General features: G+C 49.0%; 12 protein-coding genes. 8 read left to right on the top strand and 4 right to left on the bottom strand.

Going from position 1 to position 18,272, the window contains the following annotated elements; all coding sequences use genetic code 11:
- Positions 1-30: 30 nt before the first annotated feature.
- A complete protein-coding gene (locus LK04_RS02845; RefSeq protein ID WP_039331899.1) occupies positions 31-3,564 on the bottom strand; it encodes an HAD-IA family hydrolase in 3,534 nt (1,177 codons plus the stop codon).
- Between the two features lie 22 nt (positions 3,565-3,586).
- The gene (locus tag LK04_RS02850) at positions 3,587-4,366 is read right to left on the bottom strand and encodes an ABC transporter permease (protein WP_039331897.1); all 780 of its coding nucleotides are present in this window, start codon (positions 4,364-4,366) and stop codon (positions 3,587-3,589) included.
- 688 nt (positions 4,367-5,054) lie between these two features.
- On the opposite strand from LK04_RS02850, the gene speB reads away from it, so the two are divergent.
- Together speB and LK04_RS02860 are read left to right on the top strand one after the other, a co-directional pair.
- A complete protein-coding gene (gene speB, locus LK04_RS02855) occupies positions 5,055-5,975 on the top strand; it encodes an agmatinase (RefSeq protein WP_034823229.1) in 921 nt (306 codons plus the stop codon).
- Between the two features lie 943 nt (positions 5,976-6,918).
- Entirely contained in the window at positions 6,919-7,335 is a 417-nt protein-coding gene (locus LK04_RS02860; protein ID WP_039331895.1) for a YidB family protein, read from the top strand.
- 45 nt (positions 7,336-7,380) lie between these two features.
- Here the strand turns inward: LK04_RS02860 and LK04_RS02865 are convergent, their stop codons facing one another.
- Entirely contained in the window at positions 7,381-8,136 is a 756-nt protein-coding gene (locus LK04_RS02865; protein ID WP_039331892.1) for a M48 family metallopeptidase, read from the bottom strand.
- Between the two features lie 273 nt (positions 8,137-8,409).
- Here LK04_RS02865 and tkt point away from each other — a divergent pair, with 273 nt between their 5' ends.
- From tkt to argO, 6 genes are all read left to right on the top strand, one after another.
- A complete protein-coding gene (gene tkt / locus LK04_RS02870; protein ID WP_039331891.1) occupies positions 8,410-10,401 on the top strand; it encodes a transketolase in 1,992 nt (663 codons plus the stop codon).
- 351 nt (positions 10,402-10,752) lie between these two features.
- Positions 10,753-11,772, top strand: a complete 1,020-nt coding sequence (gene epd, locus LK04_RS02875; protein ID WP_039331888.1) for an erythrose-4-phosphate dehydrogenase — start codon at positions 10,753-10,755, stop codon at positions 11,770-11,772.
- Between the two features lie 51 nt (positions 11,773-11,823).
- Positions 11,824-12,987, top strand: coding sequence for a phosphoglycerate kinase (gene pgk / locus LK04_RS02880; RefSeq protein ID WP_039331886.1), 1,164 nt, complete (start codon positions 11,824-11,826; stop codon positions 12,985-12,987).
- Positions 12,988-13,089: 102 nt separating this feature from the next.
- The gene (gene fbaA, locus LK04_RS02885; RefSeq protein WP_034823221.1) at positions 13,090-14,169 is read left to right on the top strand and encodes a class II fructose-bisphosphate aldolase; all 1,080 of its coding nucleotides are present in this window, start codon (positions 13,090-13,092) and stop codon (positions 14,167-14,169) included.
- A gap of 188 nt (positions 14,170-14,357) precedes the next feature.
- Positions 14,358-15,218 carry a small-conductance mechanosensitive channel MscS gene (mscS, locus tag LK04_RS02890; RefSeq protein WP_039331884.1) on the top strand — a complete coding sequence of 287 codons (861 nt, stop codon included), beginning with the start codon at positions 14,358-14,360 and terminating at the stop codon, positions 15,216-15,218.
- A 129-nt stretch (positions 15,219-15,347) separates the two neighbouring features.
- Entirely contained in the window at positions 15,348-15,971 is a 624-nt protein-coding gene (argO, locus tag LK04_RS02895; protein ID WP_039331882.1) for an arginine exporter ArgO, read from the top strand.
- Here argO and LK04_RS02900 read toward each other — a convergent pair.
- On the bottom strand, positions 15,950-18,226 hold the full coding sequence (locus LK04_RS02900; protein ID WP_039331880.1) for an FAD-dependent oxidoreductase: 2,277 nt from the start codon (positions 18,224-18,226) through the stop codon (positions 15,950-15,952). The genes argO and LK04_RS02900 overlap by 22 nt on opposite strands.
- Positions 18,227-18,272 lie beyond the last annotated feature (46 nt).

Raw genomic sequence — 18,272 nt, forward strand, 5'->3', positions numbered from 1 at the left:
TTTATTTGGGGGGGGGGCCCCCCAGACATTTTAAAAGCTTTTACCGAATTTATTCCAGTATAGACTTATCAGTCTGCTTTTTGAGTCTTTAAAGAATGACTCTCTATTCTTGAAGTATTTATTCTTCTTATTAGTACTCTTAACGAATTTATTCACAAGATAAATCTCAATTGACTCCCGACGCCTTTTTTTTGATGTGGCGTTGAGTGATGAGCTTTGCGTGCTATTTGGTCTCTTATTGGCCTCGTTACTACTAGGTAATGAATGTTTAAGATTACTATTCAGAATCTTAGATTTTTCGCTATTTTTTAACTCAATTTTGCTAACTGGTTTGCCATCTGAATTTTTAATATCTGGACGTCTGCTAAAAACGGCTGTTCCTTCCCTCCAAATAAAATCTCCTGGAGATAGCTTGCCAGCTATTATCAAGTTTCTAGGTGGAACAATGTATCTTAGCTTGCTACCAGAGAATGCATCTTCAAATATACACCCTTCAAAAATCTCAGCATCACGACCACTAGGGTTAATTATGAAATCATTAAATATTTTTGATGCAGTGATTGAGTTGATTAGCAAACTTGAAACATCACTATCGTAAGTTGAGCGAAGATCTCTAGCAAAGCTAACGCAAGCATTGTGAATTTTATCCACTATACCTCTTCTTTTATAATCGAAACTATTATTAATAAAAGTTGGCATGGCATGATTTTCATTTTTTTCTTTGAATGCAATAAATGATGAATCTGAACTGCAGAAAATAGTCTCGTATAAAAAACCATTATGGCAAATAGGGTCGCTATGTATTTGGCGCTTTACAAACTCACCAGCATAACCCCGCATTGAGCCAGTGCGTTCCAATTGATTTAGAGCAGATTCAAAGGTGATGTAATAATATCCCTTAATATGTTCCGCATCAGTTATTTTTTCTAACGCTGCTTGCATAGTTCCAGCATAGCCTATATCGACTAAACCAATACTATTTTTTTCGGTCACCCCTAATTTTACATAGTAGTCTCTTAAGTGTTCGCGTTCTTTTTTTGCTGCAGCGATAATTTCATTTGAAATATCATATGAAAGTTCTCTTAGCTGCTCTCTATTTAGGTGGGATATTTGTTGATCGAACGAATTAAATCCATGCTTATGAATTAATTCAACATCAGTTGAGAATATGTCAAACCCAAATTTCCCAGAGAAAAACTCATTCAACTTACAGTTTGATATTGCAGAATCAATAAGCTCTGAAATATCACCTTTATGGAAAATAGAAGCGACTCTGGCAGACCTTCGTGAACTCAATGCATATTTAATTTCAGGCCAGCCATCTTCGATTGGGAATAAAACATTCGCCATCCGATATAAGACTTGAGCATCTCTCGACAAGAAAAGTAATTGATCAACACCATCTCTTTTAGCTTGAGTCATAATCCATTGTAAAAAGCCAAACATTAGAGGAGCGATGGCAATATAGCCTAACTTGTAAGCATCACCTCCGACATGAGTGTTTGATGGTATTAACGAAGTGGGGTCATCAAAATACTTCTTCTGAATTAGTCCATATATTGCCGATTCAGCTAAAGAACGTGTTTTTCTGTCAGGCTTAATTAAATTAAAAAGCTTTTCATTTGTTTCAATGTTTCTAAAGGCACTTTTTATATGAAATGTTTGAATTCCTTTAGATGCTGGTATTTTAATATCACCATGGGTGTTATCACCAACGTGCAACCATTTTTTATGGTCTACATTTTCTAGATTTGAAACATAATCAAATAGATCCCCTTCATGCTTTCTCAAGCCGATGTCGGAGGACAGGTATAATTTAATGCTCGGATAGTTACTTTTATGAAGTATCTTGGATATTGTCTCATTATCAAGATACATGTCGCTTATTAATATTATTTTAGCATTAGTTTTACATGCAGCGTCAAAGAGTTTTCTACCCGCCAATCTTGAGTCAAGACTTTTTAATTCTTCACTTATTTCTAATTCCTTCACAGCGAATGTTTGTTCTTTCGATATACCTGATCGCCTCTCAATTTCAGCATATATTTCCTGCAATGTTATTTCTTGCATGCCACCAGATAATTTTTCTCGCAAGTAACGTTCAGATGATTGTCGAATAGTGCAAAAATTACTTATTTTTCCAAAGGTTAATTTTTCTACCTTTCTCTCTATTAAGCTAAATATATGAGCAGGTTGTTCAACCTTTCTATCAACCAATGTATCAAAAATGTCAAATGAAATAAGGTTTGGCTTTAATTCTGATATTTTTGATTTAAATTTTTCGACTAAAGTACTTGTGCTTTTAATTGTAAACTTTTGTCTGATAATACTTTCAGCTATATCTTTTTTTATAGCATTGCGGAAATGATTGTTATAATCCTCATCTAAATCATAAAAGCTATAGTTATTATTTTTTGTTTTTATTTTTTCTAATAGCTTTATAAGGAAGTCTGAACTTTCAAAAAGCAAAGAAACTAAAGGTTGGTGAGATGATAATAGCCATTTTAAAAACAAATCAGTTTCTACTTCTTTTTTGTTTTCAATACCTTTGGCATAGTTAGTCAACGATTTGTAATCGCTGTGAGAATTCAAATAGTTGTTACAAATAGAAATTAGTGGCTTATTCCATAATAGAGCTTGAATTCCTATTGAAGATGATACGGTCACAACCGCGTCGACAGAAGAGATCAAATATTGGCTAGAGTTATCAATTAAACTAAAACTTTCAGACCAAATAAGATTAGGATAAATGTTTTTATAATCTTGATAGTTTTCTTCATTAATGACTTCTTCTGCAGTGCTCCCGGTTTTATACTGAGTTACAATAACACCTATATTGGTCGGTGTATTACTTAAGACATCAATCATTAAGTCAAGTTGATTTTTATAATTAGTCTCACTAAGGAATGAATATTGATCTGTAATTTGAAGCGGAAGTAAAATTAATTTTTCAAATTCAGATTCTGGATCTAATTCACAGCGTTCAAAGGGATTATGTTCTTCAATGAAGCTTAACAAATCATTTCTAATGTAGCCCAGTAGCTCTGCAGATTTTGGGTTTGCTTTATAATTCGAAATGTCAGAGTTAATTTTACCTTTATTGAATAGTCCTTCACTATCAAATGTTAATAGTTCTGGGAATGGCACTCTGCTTAAAAAACCGGGCATTTGATGAACGAGAAGGGTATTAGGATAATCGTGTTTTAAAAAATCAATGGGTGTTTCCCATGAAATGATACAGTCTAAATCTAGTGGGATTTTATCTCTCAATAATTTTTTTAATTCAAGTTCTGTTTCAAAGCAATTCTCATAAAGATTTTTTTCAACATTAACATTTTTTAGATTAGAGTTGGATATATCACACTGCTTGATTGGAATTATTGTTGCGAAAGGTACTTGTTCTTCAGCCAACTTTTGGCTGTATTCATTTGTGAGTATATATATATCACAATTGTTTGCGTAAAGCTTAGCCGCTTGTTTAGCAATTTTCTTTTTAATAGCACCATCATAAAATGCTGGGTTGCCTCTGACAAAAAATGGATTTATATAGAAAAGTATTTTCATTTTTATCTCTTTGTTTTGTTAGTTACTTGCTCATAAGCATTTTTTTCTCATTAACGCGATACATCGTTAGGCTGAGAAATAATATAGCTAATGTGCAAAATGCTAGATAATTTAAGCTTATCCCTTCGCTGATATAACCGGGCATTACAGATTCCCTGCTTAGCTCAACCACATGGACAATGGGGTTCCATAAAAAATAGGGCCAATATTCTCGTGGAATAGTATGCAATGGATACATTATGCATGATAAGAAATACAATGGCTTTAATATAATTGGCAGGAACTTTTGTGTTTCCTTATATTCATTTCCTATCACCATAAATATAATACCGATGCTGCTTGAGTATATTATCAAAAGCATCCATGAGGATATTAATTGTAATAGATTGGTTATTGAGAAATATTCCCCGGCAATGCTAACTGAAAGCATTAAAATCGCATATACAAATATGTAAATTAGAGATTCGAGAGTTGCTCTTGCAATTATCGTATCAATAGGTTTTACGGGACGGTAATTAAATAGCCCCTGATTTGCCTCAATTGCTCCCACTGAGCGATTACTGATATTACTGAAAATAAAGTAAGGGATAATTCCATTTAGCAAAAAAACCGGAAATGATATGTCAGGCATTGTGCGATGCATAATAAAACCGAAGATACCTAACAAAACTAATAAATGCGCAGCAGGTTCCAATATCGCCCAAAAATAACCCAGCCGATATTTTCCAAATCGTGTTCGTATTTCGCGTAGAAAAAGTGCCTTAACGGCAGCTTGCTGGACTTCAAATCCACTTCTGGCCATTTCAAAAACTCATTATCGTTGGGTTGAATTTGTGCACGCTACCGCCCTTGGCTCAATAGCTACCAATGCACTGGGTACAATTCGGGCGGTGTAGGGGAGAGGGTGGGGTTTTCAAGACGAGAGGGTGTGCTGAATAATTCAGCATATTTACGCAAATTCAGATTATGAGTTCTGATCAATACGTGGAAATGGTGACGCTAATGCGTTCAATAGGATGCTTTCGTTACGAAATTATTGCATCCATGTGAATCGCCATTCCCTGCTTGTCTGTAAGAATTTCCCTAATTTAGAGGCTGTACGTTACAGAGCATGTCAAAATAATCCTAAACGTTTTCCTCTATTAATATTCTGCAAATAATTAGTAAATCCTATTAAATGTCTCTGTTACTTGTTTTTTGTTTATCACATTGATTTTTATGGTTTTATTTTAACGCGCTGGTTTTTGTATGGTTGAATCTTTTGAGGTTGCAATCAATTCGGCTAATGAATCCCATGGCGATATAATTCACTGTTTTTTACAAAAAGTAGTAGTTGGAGCGATTCGTAAGTGCCGATTGCAGATAGCGGGAATCTTGGCGATAATCAGCTTCAACAAATCCCTTCCTCGTCGGGCCTAACGACGCGGAGGGGATTTTTTTTATCTATATTTTAGTGACTAACCGACTCACGGATCTAAAGAGGACAAGTTATGTATAACACCCTGGGCAATCAGTACGATAACTCCCTGGTTTCCAATGCCTTCGGTTTCATGCGCTTCCCGGTAAACTTCCAGCCTTATGACAGCGATGCTGAGTGGGTGATTACCGGTGTACCTTTCGATGCGGCGACCTCGGGCCGTCCGGGCAGCCGTTTAGGACCAGGCGCGATTCGTCAGATCTCCACTAACCTCGCGTGGGAAGGCTGCCGCTGGCCGTGGGATTTCGATCTGCGTCAGCGTTTGAACGTGGTGGACTGCGGTGATTTGGTTTATGCGTTCGGTGATTCACAAGATCTGTCAGACAAACTGCAGGCGCACGCTGAAAAGCTGCTGGCTAACGGTAAACGTATGCTGACCTTCGGCGGTGACCACTACGTCACGCTGCCGCTGCTGCGTGCGCACGCCAAGCATTTCGGTAAGATGGCGCTGGTGCACTTCGATGCGCACACCGACACCTACTCTAATGGCCCGACGTTTGACCACGGCACCATGTTCTTCACCGCGCCGAAGGAAGGATTGATCGATCCTAACCATTCAGTGCAGATCGGTATTCGTACCGAGTTTGATAAGAGCCTCGGTTTTAACGTACTTGATGCGGCGCAGGTTAACGATCGCAGCGTTGACGATATTCTGGCTGAAGTGAAGCGCACCGTGGGTGACTTGCCGGTGTACCTGACCTTTGACATTGATTGCCTTGATCCGGCTCATGCACCAGGCACCGGTACGCCAGTGATTGGCGGCCTGACCAGCGATAAAGCCACTAAGCTGATTCGTGGTTTGCAGGGGATGAATATTGTCGGGATGGACTTGGTGGAAGTGGCGCCAGGTTACGATCACGCAGACCTCACTTCTCTGGCTGCGGCTACGCTGGCGCTGGATATGCTGCATGTGCAGGCGGCGAATAAAGGTTAAGTGGGGCAGTGAATTAAGCGGCTTAAGAGCTGCCCTGGGGCGCGCCAAGGTGCGCGCCTACAGGAACAAAATCAGCATCAGGATTTGGCTGGCCTTTGATCAGTAATCGTTGTCTACATCATTAATGGTTGAACGTAAAAAATGGCGTCCGGCACTCGCCATAATCGCTACAGCGGTCACAATCTGTATTGTCAGCATTCAACGCTCCTGGGCTCTCTAAGAGCCAACCACGCAAGATAAAATCTTTTCTGCCCTAACTGACTTTGCCACACTCACTTTCTGCTGTTTCACGCCATCGTCACGTTTCTGCTTTTTTCTTTCCCAACGAATCTTCAACTACTTAAGGTTATCGACAACGTCTGGTCGGGGTTTATGGATGTTTAATGAATATGTGATGTGTGTTGGGTTGCTGCGGGTCAAGCTGCTGACTTGCGCGATAAATCGCGCCGCTACGATTCACTGCGAAGAAGATAAAGAAGGGGAAAAATGAGAGGGAAACTGATGGGGCGTTCCTTTGCCCTCGACGTCCCCGGTTCCTTAATAATCGTCATTTATGTCCTGCGAAGCGGAGCGTATCACCAGATACACGCCCAGCAGCACAATTGCGATGACGACGGCGATGATGATCAGAATGGTCAGCATAGTATGTGATGCTCCTGTGACTCTCTCTGATGTCGCCTGCTAGCTATAAAAAGGTCATTGTAGACCATGCTAAATATGACATGGCCCGGACTGCTTTGTTCCAACCATTATCACGTTCTGTACATCAACACTTCGACAATTGAATAGTGTCAAATCGTTATCGGCGGTGTATGGCTATACTTTGGGGCGGTAAGTGAAAATCGCATGCGCTCCGGTTCTGCATGGGCGCGCCAAGGCATGCCCCTACGTTACAGTCAGCTATTTCGCAGGGGAAACAGTTACATAATCTTCGGAGGTCACCATGGGCTTTCTGGATGAATTAGTCGGTTCGCTGGGGAACAGCAACGGTAACGGGCAGGGCAATCAGTTGGGTCAACTGGCGGCTATCTGGACCTGGGTGCAGGAGCAGGGCGGGGTTGAAGTGCTGCTGCAGAAGTTTCAACAGGGCGGGTTGGGTGAAGTGCTGAGTTCATGGATTGGGACCGGCGGCAATCAGCCGATTGGTGGCGGTGAGATTCAAAATGCCTTTGGCCAGAATGAGTTGCAGTCGCTAGCCGATAAGTTGGGCACCGATGTGAATGGCGCGTCGGGTACGTTGGCGGCGCTGTTACCACAGTTGATTGATAAGATGTCGCCACAAGGGCAGTTGGATGAGCAGAGTGTGAATAACAGCCAGATGGATTTGGGTTCGATGGTGGATGGGTTGTTTAAGCGGTAAGGGATCGGGGCGACCTGAAAAGCCGCCCCTGCAACATCTAAACCGCTATTTCCCGTCGGCCGCAATGCGATCGCGGATGTGCTGCGCGCGTGCGGCGGAATCAGGGTGTGAATCAAACATCGAGCTGGTTTGGCCCTGCTGCATTTTCGCCAGCTTCTCGAAACTGGTGGCTAAGCCCAACGGATTGATGCCGCGTTTCTTCATCAGATCGTAAGAGTAGTCATCGGCCTGCGATTCCTGTGTCTGCGAGAATTGCGCGTTAACCAATTTCTCACTCAGGTCTCCAAGCTGTGACTGCGAAAGCTGGCCAATCACACCACCCACCGATGCCGCGGCGGTGCGCGCAGCCGTGGTGGCGTAGGCGACCTGCATCGCCTTGCGTGTATGGCCTAGCGCCACGTGGCCCATTTCATGGCCGAGCACGCCCTCCACTTCATTATCCGTCATCATATCCATCAAGCCGCTGTAGACGCGGATGCAGCCGTTCGCCATCGCCCACGCGTTCACATCTTTGGTCAGATAGACTTTGTAGTTGGCCGGAACACCGTTGATGTTATCGCCCAGCGCGGCGGCGATTTTGTTCAGGCGCTGCTGGTATTCGCTGTTAGCCGGGGCAACCTGATTATCTTTGTCCATCTGGGCACAGGACTGGTCGCTCAACTGCTTCACCTGTGAATCATTCAGGGTATAAGCCTGATAGGCCTGCGCGCCCGATTGCAGCAGCGCGTTATTGTCCATCCCTTCGCAGCCGCTCAGCAGCGAAGCGATTCCCACAGCAAGTATGGTGGCGCGGATTTTCATTTAGAGGTCCTTTGCGTAACAAGGTAGAGAAAACAAACACCTGAAATTGAGATCGGTGTTCAAACGCTTTGGTTATAGCCTGCATCTTGTTCACTGGCTAGCAGACAAGCCCCGAATTGCAACCGTTTACCCGCTATTTAGCACGTCGACGCATGTACTTTTGCCCCGATATTCATGTACATTGATGTGCGACTTTTTTCTCGCTTCGCCTGATAACTGATTAATTACAATACGTTAAGCGCGGCGGAGCATTAATCCGACCTGGAGTAGAAGATGCCCTCTCGTAAAGAGCTTGCCAACGCCATTCGCGCGTTAAGTATGGATGCAGTACAGAAAGCCAAATCGGGACATCCGGGTGCCCCTATGGGCATGGCGGACATCGCTGAAGTGCTGTGGCGTGATTTCCTGAACCACAATCCGACTAACCCGCTGTGGGCAGATCGTGACCGCTTCGTGCTGTCTAACGGTCACGGCTCAATGCTGATCTATAGCCTGCTGCACCTCACCGGTTACGACCTGCCGATGAGCGAACTGCAGAACTTCCGTCAGCTGCACTCTAAAACTCCAGGCCACCCGGAATACGGCTACACCGCCGGCGTTGAAACCACCACCGGTCCACTGGGCCAGGGTATCGCTAACGCTGTGGGCTTCGCGATTGCAGAGCGCACGCTGGCGGCACAGTTCAACCGTCCTGGCCATGACATCGTCGACCACAACACCTATGTGTTCATGGGCGACGGCTGCATGATGGAAGGCATCTCACACGAAGTGTGCTCCATCGCCGGTACCCTGAAGCTGGGCAAACTGGTTGCTTTCTATGATGACAACGGCATCTCTATCGACGGTCACGTTGATGGCTGGTTCACCGACGACACCGCGATGCGTTTCGAATCCTACGGCTGGCACGTGGTGCGTGGCGTAGACGGTCACGATGCTGAAGCGATTAAGAAAGCGGTAGAAGAAGCGAAAGCGGTTACCGATAAACCTTCACTGCTGATGTGCAAAACCATCATCGGTTTCGGTTCGCCGAACAAAGCAGGCACCCACGATTCACACGGCGCACCGCTGGGTGATGACGAAATCGCACTGACCCGTAAGCAACTGGGTTGGAACCACGCGCCGTTTGAAATTCCTTCAGACATCTATGCGCAGTGGGATGCAAAAGAAGCTGGCCAGGCAAAAGAATCTGCATGGGATAAGAAATTTGCCGCGTATGCCGCTGCACATCCTGAACTGGCTGCTGAGTTCACCCGTCGTACTAACAACGAGTTGCCAGCAAACTGGGAAACTGAGTCGCAGAAGTTCATCGAACAGCTGCAGGCTAACCCCGCTAAAATCGCCAGCCGTAAAGCCTCTCAGAATGCTATCGAAGCCTTCGGTAAGATCCTGCCAGAGTACCTGGGTGGATCCGCTGACCTGGCACCCAGCAACCTGACCATGTGGTCTGGCTCTAAGCCGATCAACGAAGATGCTGCCGGTAACTATATCCATTACGGCGTGCGCGAATTCGGTATGACCGCTATCGCCAACGGCCTGGCGCTGCACGGTGGTTTCCTGCCGTACACCGCAACCTTCCTGATGTTTGTTGAATACGCGCGTAACGCCGCTCGTATGGCTGCACTGATGAAGATCCGTCAGATCATGGTCTACACCCACGACTCAATCGGTCTGGGCGAAGATGGCCCAACGCACCAGCCGGTTGAGCAGATGGCCAGCCTGCGCGTGACGCCAAACATGAGCCTGTGGCGTCCATGTGACCAGGTCGAATCTGCTGTGGCGTGGAAGTACGCAATTGAGCGCGTAGACGGCCCATCAGTCCTGGTGTTCTCACGTCAGAACCTGGCGCAGCAGGATCGTACTGCTGAGCAGCTGGCTAACGTGGCACGCGGTGGTTATGTGCTGAAAGACAGCGAAGGTACGCCAGAGCTGATCCTGATCGCCACCGGTTCAGAAGTGGAACTGGCTGTCGCCGCTTACGAGCAACTGACCGGCGAAGGCCGTAAAGTGCGCGTGGTGTCTATGCCGTCTACCGATGCCTTCGACAAGCAAGACGCGGCTTACCGTGAGTCTGTGCTGCCGAAAGCGGTTGCAGCGCGTGTGGCTATTGAAGCCGGTATCGCCGATTACTGGTTCAAATACACCGGCCTGAACGGCGCTATCGTGGGCATGACCACCTTCGGTGAGTCTGCTCCGGCAGAGTTGCTGTTCAAAGAGTTCGGCTTCACCGTAGAAAACGTAGTGAAGACCGCGAAATCGATTCTGTAATCCGTGGTCGCCATAAATGGCGACCCTACAGATTCCGATAGCCGTAAGGTGCGCATTTATGCGCACCTTTGTTTTATCCGACTTTCCATCTCCCACCTGAAACGCTTCAATTATTCCTGCAGTAATAATTTTTTATCGCGAAATTTGTGACGTAGATCCAATAATCAGCAGCGCAATTGATCGCAATCATTCCTGTTATTCCTTGCATGCTTTATTCTGGCTGAACCGTTTCAGTCGTAATGCAGTGGCATCATTTTGCAACGTTAAGCGGGCAATAATTCCCTGTACAAAACGCAGCGAAACGCTCAAGGTATTTGGCACGTTTTTTTGGGTGTTGTTGCAGGAAGTGAGATGACCATTCGCATCGCAATTAATGGTTTTGGCCGTATCGGACGCAATGTGCTGCGTGCGTTGTATGAAACCGGTCGCCGCGCGGAGATTACCGTGGTGGCCATCAACGAACTGGCGGAAGCCACCGGCATGGCGCATTTGCTGAAGTACGATACCAGCCATGGCCGTTTTGCCTTTGATGTGCGCCAGGAGCGCGATCAACTGTTCGTCGGCGATGACACCATCCGCATTCTGCATCTGGCCGAGATTGATGCGCTGCCGTGGCAGGAATTGAACGTCGATATCGTGCTGGATTGCACCGGCGTCTACGGCAGCCGCGCAGACGGTGAAGCCCATCTGCAAGCAGGCGCGAAGAAAGTGTTGTTCTCGCATCCGGGCGGTAACGATCTGGATGCCACCGTGGTGTTCGGCGTGAACGAACAGGCTCTTAAACAAACTGACCGCATTGTCTCCAACGCATCCTGTACCACCAACTGCATTATTCCGGTGATCAAGTTGCTGGATGACGCCTTCGGCATTGAGTCGGGCACTGTGACCACGATTCACTCGGCGATGCACGACCAACAGGTGATTGACGCCTATCACAGCGATCTGCGTCGTACGCGTGCGGCCAGCCAATCGATCATCCCGGTGGATACGCGTCTTGCTGCTGGCATCACCCGTATTTTTCCGAAATTTAACGATCGTTTTGAAGCCATCGCTGTCCGTGTGCCCACCATCAACGTGACAGCCATTGATTTGAGCGTTTCGGTACGTGAAGCGGTGAAGGCCTGTGAGGTCAATGCGTTGCTGCAAAACGCGTCAGAAGGGGCGTTTCGTGGTATAGTTGACTATACGGAATTACCGTTAGTCTCAGTAGATTTTAACCATGATCCGCACAGTGCCATTGTGGACGGCACACAAACGCGGGTCAGTGGTCACCACCTGATCAAGACCTTGGTCTGGTGTGACAACGAATGGGGCTTTGCTAACCGCATGATCGACACCACGTTAGCAATGGCCGCAAGCGGTTTCAGGTAAGACGCGGACTGCGTCTGGCAAAACTTATGAGAATCAACGAGAGGGTTCACCATGTCTGTAATTAAGATGACCGATCTGGATCTTGCTGGTAAACGTGTTCTGATCCGTGCCGATCTCAACGTGCCAGTAAAAGAAGGGAAAGTGACGTCAGATGCACGTATTCGTGCTTCTCTGCCTACCATCGAAGCGGCGTTGAAACAGGGCGCGAAAGTGATGGTTACCTCTCACCTGGGTCGTCCGACCGAAGGTGAATACAATGAAGAGTTCTCCCTCCTGCCTGTTGTTAACTACCTGAAAGACAAACTGAGCGGCACGACTGTGACCCTGGCCAAAGACTACCTCGACGGCGTTGAAGTCGGCGCGGGTGAGCTGGTGGTGCTGGAAAACGTGCGCTTCAACAAAGGCGAGAAGAAAGACGAAGAGACCCTGTCGAAGAAATATGCCGCCTTGTGCGACGTCTTCGTCATGGATGCCTTCGGCACCGCTCACCGCGCGCAGGCTTCTACCCACGGTGTCGGCAAGTTCGCGCCTATCGCGTGTGCCGGTCCGCTGCTGTCAGCTGAGCTGGAAGCACTGGGCAAAGTCATGAGCAACCCACAGCGCCCACTGGTGGCGGTGGTGGGTGGTTCTAAAGTGTCTACCAAGTTCGACGTGCTGCAGTCTCTGGTGAAAATCGCGGATACCGTGATCGTCGGTGGCGGTATCGCTAACACCTTCGTGGCTATCGACAACAACGTCGGTAAATCACTGTACGAGCCAGACTTCGTTGAAGCGGCAAAAGGCCTGCGCGATCAGTACGGCATTCCGGTTCCAACCGACTCTCGCGTTGGAACGGAATTCTCTGAAACTGCACCGGCAACCGTGAAAAAGGCTTCCGAAGTGGCAGATAACGAAGAGATTATGGACTTCGGTGACGAAACCGCACTGGCGATGGCAAAACTGCTGAAAGATGCAAAAACCATCCTGTGGAACGGTCCAGTTGGCGTGTTCGAATTCCCGAACTTCCGTAAAGGCACCGAAATCATCGCTAACGCGATTGCAGACAGCGAAGCGTTCTCTGTAGCGGGTGGCGGCGATACTCTGGCAGCGATTGATCTGTTCGGTATCGAAGACAAGATCTCCTACATCTCTACCGGCGGTGGCGCATTCCTCGAGTTCGTGGAAGGCAAAAAACTGCCAGCAGTAGCGATGCTGGAAGAGCGCGCTAAGCAGTAATTTTTGGGGGCGGCGCTTCGGCGCCGTCTGAAGGCTTGCCCATCCTGGGCAAAAAATCGACGTCCCTTTGTGGGATGAACGGTAACGAAACAGGACACAACCATGTCTAAAATTTTTGATTTCGTAAAACCCGGCGTTGTCACTGGTGATGACGTTCAGAAAGTTTTCCAAGTAGCGAAAGAAAACAAATTCGCTCTGCCTGCAGTTAACTGCGTCGGCACGGACTCCATCAACGCGGTACTGGAAGCTGCGGCCAAAGTTAAAGCGCCGGTCATCGTTCAGTTCTCCAATGGTGGTGCTGCCTTCATCGCCGGTAAAGGTTTCAAAACCGACAAGCCACAGGGCGCGGCAATCTTCGGCGCTATCGCCGGTGCGCACCATGTGCATCTGATGGCTGAACAGTACGGCGTACCAGTGATTCTGCACACCGACCACTGCGCCAAGAAACTGCTGCCGTGGATCGACGGTCTGCTGGATGCCGGTGAAGAGCACTTCAAGAAAACCGGTAAGCCACTGTTCTCTTCTCACATGATTGACCTGTCTGAAGAGTCACTGGAAGAGAACATCGAGATCTCTTCTAAGTACCTGGCGCGCATGGCGAAAATCGACATGACCCTGGAAATCGAACTGGGTTGCACCGGTGGCGAAGAAGATGGCGTGGACAACAGCCACATGGACGCTTCTGCGCTTTACACCCAGCCAGAAGACGTTGATTACGCGTACACTGAGCTGAGCAAAATCAGCCCACGTTTCACCATCGCGGCTTCTTTCGGTAACGTTCACGGCGTGTACAAGCCAGGCAACGTGAAACTGACCCCGACCATCCTGCGTGATTCTCAGGAATATGTGACCAAGAAACACAACCTGCCGCACAACGCGCTGGACTTCGTGTTCCACGGTGGTTCTGGTTCTTCTGCGGCAGAAATCGAAGAGTCTATTGGTTACGGCGTCATCAAGATGAACATCGATACCGATACCCAGTGGGCAACATGGGACGGTATTCTGCAGTACTACAAAAAGAACGAAGACTATCTGCAAGGCCAGTTGGGTAACCCAAATGGCGTAGATAGCCCGAACAAGAAATACTACGACCCACGCGTATGGCTGCGTTCTGCACAGGCTTCAATGGTTGTGCGTCTGGAGCAGGCTTTCAAAGAGCTTAACGCTGTCGACGTGCTGTAATTTTTCCTTACAGTACAAAAAAGGCCCGAAAGGGCCTTTTTTTATGCGTTTCATTCAGAATAGTGAGTAAATTCAGGCCATCTTTGGCGCTTCGTCACATTTTTGTTTACCCTTGTACACGGGAGTGCCGGATTAATTCTGGCCGTTTTTGCATTTTCCTGCGGGAAACTCAACAACAGGGCTAACAAATGGAAGACTTAAATGTCGTTGACGGCATCAACAGTGCCGGCGGCTGGCTGGTACGTAATCAGGCGCTGATTCTGAGCTACGCGGTGAATATCGTTGCCGCGATCATCACCATCATCATCGGTATGTTCATCGCGCGCCTTATCTCTAACGCGGTGAATCGTGTTCTGCAGGCGCGGCATATTGATGCCACCGTCGCTGACTTTCTCTCTGCACTGGTGCGTTATGGCATCATCGCCTTCACCTTAATTGCCGCCTTGGGGCGCGTCGGGGTGCAAACCGCATCGGTTATTGCCGTGTTGGGTGCCGCCGGTTTGGCCGTGGGTCTGGCACTGCAAGGTTCGCTGTCGAATCTTGCGGCAGGCGTGCTGTTGGTGACCTTCCGTCCGTTCAAAACCGGTGAGTTTGTCGATCTCGGCGGCGTGATGGGTACAGTCCAGAACGTGCAGATTTTCTCCACCACCATGAAAAGCGCTGACGGCAAAATCGTTGTGGTGCCAAACGGTAAAATCATTGCCGGTAATATCATCAACTATTCCCGCGAACCGATTCGTCGTAATGAGTTCATCATTGGCGTGGCCTACGATGCGGACGTCGATAAGGTGATTGCGCTGTTCCAGGAAGTGGTGGAAGCCGACGAGCGCGTGTTGAAAGATATGGGGATCCAGATCGGTCTGAACGAACTGGCCGCATCATCGCTTAACTTTGTCGTGCGTTGCTGGAGCAAAAGCAGTGACCTGCAGAACGTATACTGGGATCTGATGAAGAACTTCAAGCGCACGCTGGATGCTAACGGCATCGGTATTCCGTACCCGCAGATGGATGTGCATCTGCATCAGGTGAAAAGCGAGCAGCAGGCTTAAACCTTGTAAGGTCGCCATTTATGGCGACCTTATTAGTTTATCTAATGCCCAATTAAATCTTTCAATTTCCTCTAATAACCTCGCGTCACTATACTGCATCGCATTATCTCGTTATTCAGGACTATCGCTGTGTTATCTGTTTACTTACAAGGGCTTGCCCTCGGGGCGGCACTCATTCTGCCATTGGGTCCGCAAAACGCGTTCGTGATGAATCAGGGCATTAAACGCCATTACCACTTAATGACGGCAGGATTGTGTACCCTCAGCGATATCGCGCTGATCTGCGGCGGCATCTTCGGCGGCAGCGCGTTACTGAGTCAGTCGCCGATTCTGCTGATGCTGATCACCTGGGCTGGCGTGGCCTTCCTGCTGTGGTACGGTTGGGGCGCTCTACGTAGTGCCTGGCTGGGCGATGTCACCCTGGGGACTGATGCGGCGATGAAGCAGGGGCGCTGGCGGATTATTGCTACCATGCTGGCGGTGACCTGGCTCAACCCACATGTCTATCTCGATACCTTTGTGGTGCTGGGTAGCCTCGGTAGTCAGTTGCCTTCAACCGAAGCACGGCAGTGGTTTGCTTTGGGCACGGTCAGCGCCTCGATTATCTGGTTCTTTGGTCTGGCACTGCTGGCCGCATGGCTGTCGCCACGGCTGCGCACGGTGCGTGCACAGCGCATCATCAACCTGCTGGTGGGCGGCGTGATGTGGTTTATCGCTATCCAACTGGCGCGTCAGGGCATCGCTGCTTTCTGATGCAGATGCAGGCCGTACAGTGCGGGCACCGCGCCCGCACTGGCAATCAGTTCTAAGCGTATTTGCCGAAAACTCACGCCTGGCGGCACCGGGTGATGGCAAAGCGAGTGATGGTTATCCGTTACTTCATCTAACAACATCTCATCCAGCCAGAGCCGATAATGCGTGGTGCAGTGCGGCGTTACCGCCTGCGCATGGCCCATCTGCACCGTCTCCATCGCATGATCGAAATCGTTATCGAACATTAGCGTGATTTGCTGCGCTTGTTGCCGTTCATCCCAACGCCAGGTGACGTTCGGCTGCACATCATCCAGTGCCGGAACCCAGCAGTTGGTGTGCTGCTCAGGACGCAGTTTGCCGTTGAGCAGATAGTCGCGATGCCAGAGTTTCAGCGGCGTTTCCAGCGCGAAGGCCAACAGGATCTGATGCGGTGCTCGGCGCGGCAGCCAAAAATCAAACTCATCCACGCCGTAATCGCCATCGTTAATCTGGCGGGTGCGTTTGGCGACGCGCGGGTTGAGGCTATTAAACACCATCATCACCCCCGGCAGGCGTTGACGCGTCAGGGCCACTTCAATCGCGGGATTCTCCTCAAAGGCGATAAACAGGTAGCGATCGACATCAGCCCGATAATCAAAACTCAGGCGATAGTTGCCCTGTTCATTCACAGTAAGAGTTTGACTGGCGAGCAGACGGTCGCCGCAGGTATTTGCCGGGTTGTCGCTGGTGAGCAACGAAATCTGCAATCTCTGCGCCTGTGCCGCACGCAAACGCAGCGACAGGGCTGGCAGACGCTCGCCCGCTTTTAACGGCAGCAGCAGGGCGCAGCGAGACTGTAAGGCGTGCCAACCGGCATCGGCGGGCAGGGCGCTCAGTTGCAGCGTGCTGCTGACGTCAATGCGCGCGTCATTAACCGGATTCTCTAACACCTGTCGCGGGATAAATGCACCCTGGCGCAGCAATTGCTGTTGCAGCTGCGGCACACGTTCCGGCTGCGCAAGTTGTGCTGGCGTGAGCTGTTGCTGGTGGCAGATGGCGGCGGCACGTCCCACCACTTCGCCCAATACGCCGCAGGTGCACATCACCCGTGCGCTGCCAAAGGCGACATGGGTGGCAGAGATCAAACGGCCGGTCAGCAGCAGGTTATCCAGTGACTGGCTGTAAAGCGCGCGAAACGGAATGGTGTAAGTGCCTTTGCTATGAAACTGGCGGCAGCCGTCGTGCTCACTGTAGACGCCATCGGCCGGATGCAGGTCAATCGACCAGCCACCGTACGCCACCGCATCATAGTGATCGCGCTGTTCGATGATGTCCTGCTGGCACAGCAAAGTATCGCCGAGGAAGCGGCGGCTCTCGCGCTTGCCGGGGATCAGGCCAACCCACTCAATAGTCAGCGTATCCGCATCCGGGAATTCACCGGAGTTTTTGATGTAATCCCACACCCCCCAAACGATTTTCCACAGCTCCCATTTGATGGTTTCACTTTCGTGCACCGTATCCAGCCGTCCACCCCATTCCAGCCACCACAGATCGCAGCCGTTAAGATCGGAGGTCAAACGTTTGTAGCGGGGAATGGCAGTGATCTCTTTCAGGGCGAAAGAGGGCGGCACGAAGCGCACCGGCTGCGTGGTGCGTTTGGTGTAGAAGTAAATCGAGTGGCCGAGTTTGTGACCGAAATGCTCGCCTGGCGCCATCTTCTCGCCAAACTCCTCCACGGTTTCAGCACCTATGCGGTGCGCCGCACCGGCCAGATAACCCAGCACCCCATCGCCGCTGGCATCGATAAACTGACTCGCCCGCACGTGATAGCGCATCTGGTTGATGGCGTTGAAAGCCTGCACCGCGTTGAGTCGTCGGCCGGATTTCTCCGCATCGCTCACCACGGTGTTCAGCAGCAGCGTTAAGCCGGGCTGAGCCTGCACGATATCCAGCAACACCATATCGAACAGCACCGGATTGCCCTCCTTGTTGCGCCACAGGTTCTCCTCCATGATTTCGCCCATGATGCCGCCTTCACGCGCCCAGCGATTGTTGTTGCCCATATGCGAGGTGGCACCGTTGGCCCACAACCGCACTTCGCTGGAGGCATTCCCGCCCAGCACGGGACGATCCTGAATCAGTACCACCTGAAGCCCGTCACGTGCCGCCGCCAGTGCCGCACACACGCCCGCCAGACCGCCGCCCGCCACCAGTAAATCGGCCTGAAGCTGCTGTTGTGGGAAGTGGCGCGCATTTTGCGAGGAGAAATTCTGCATCATTTGCTTCCTGTCATGCTGGAGCTAAGATTGGTGTTTTGAGCGC

It is taken from the genome of Pantoea vagans, assembly GCF_001506165.1.
Classification (GTDB): domain Bacteria; phylum Pseudomonadota; class Gammaproteobacteria; order Enterobacterales; family Enterobacteriaceae; genus Pantoea; species Pantoea vagans_C.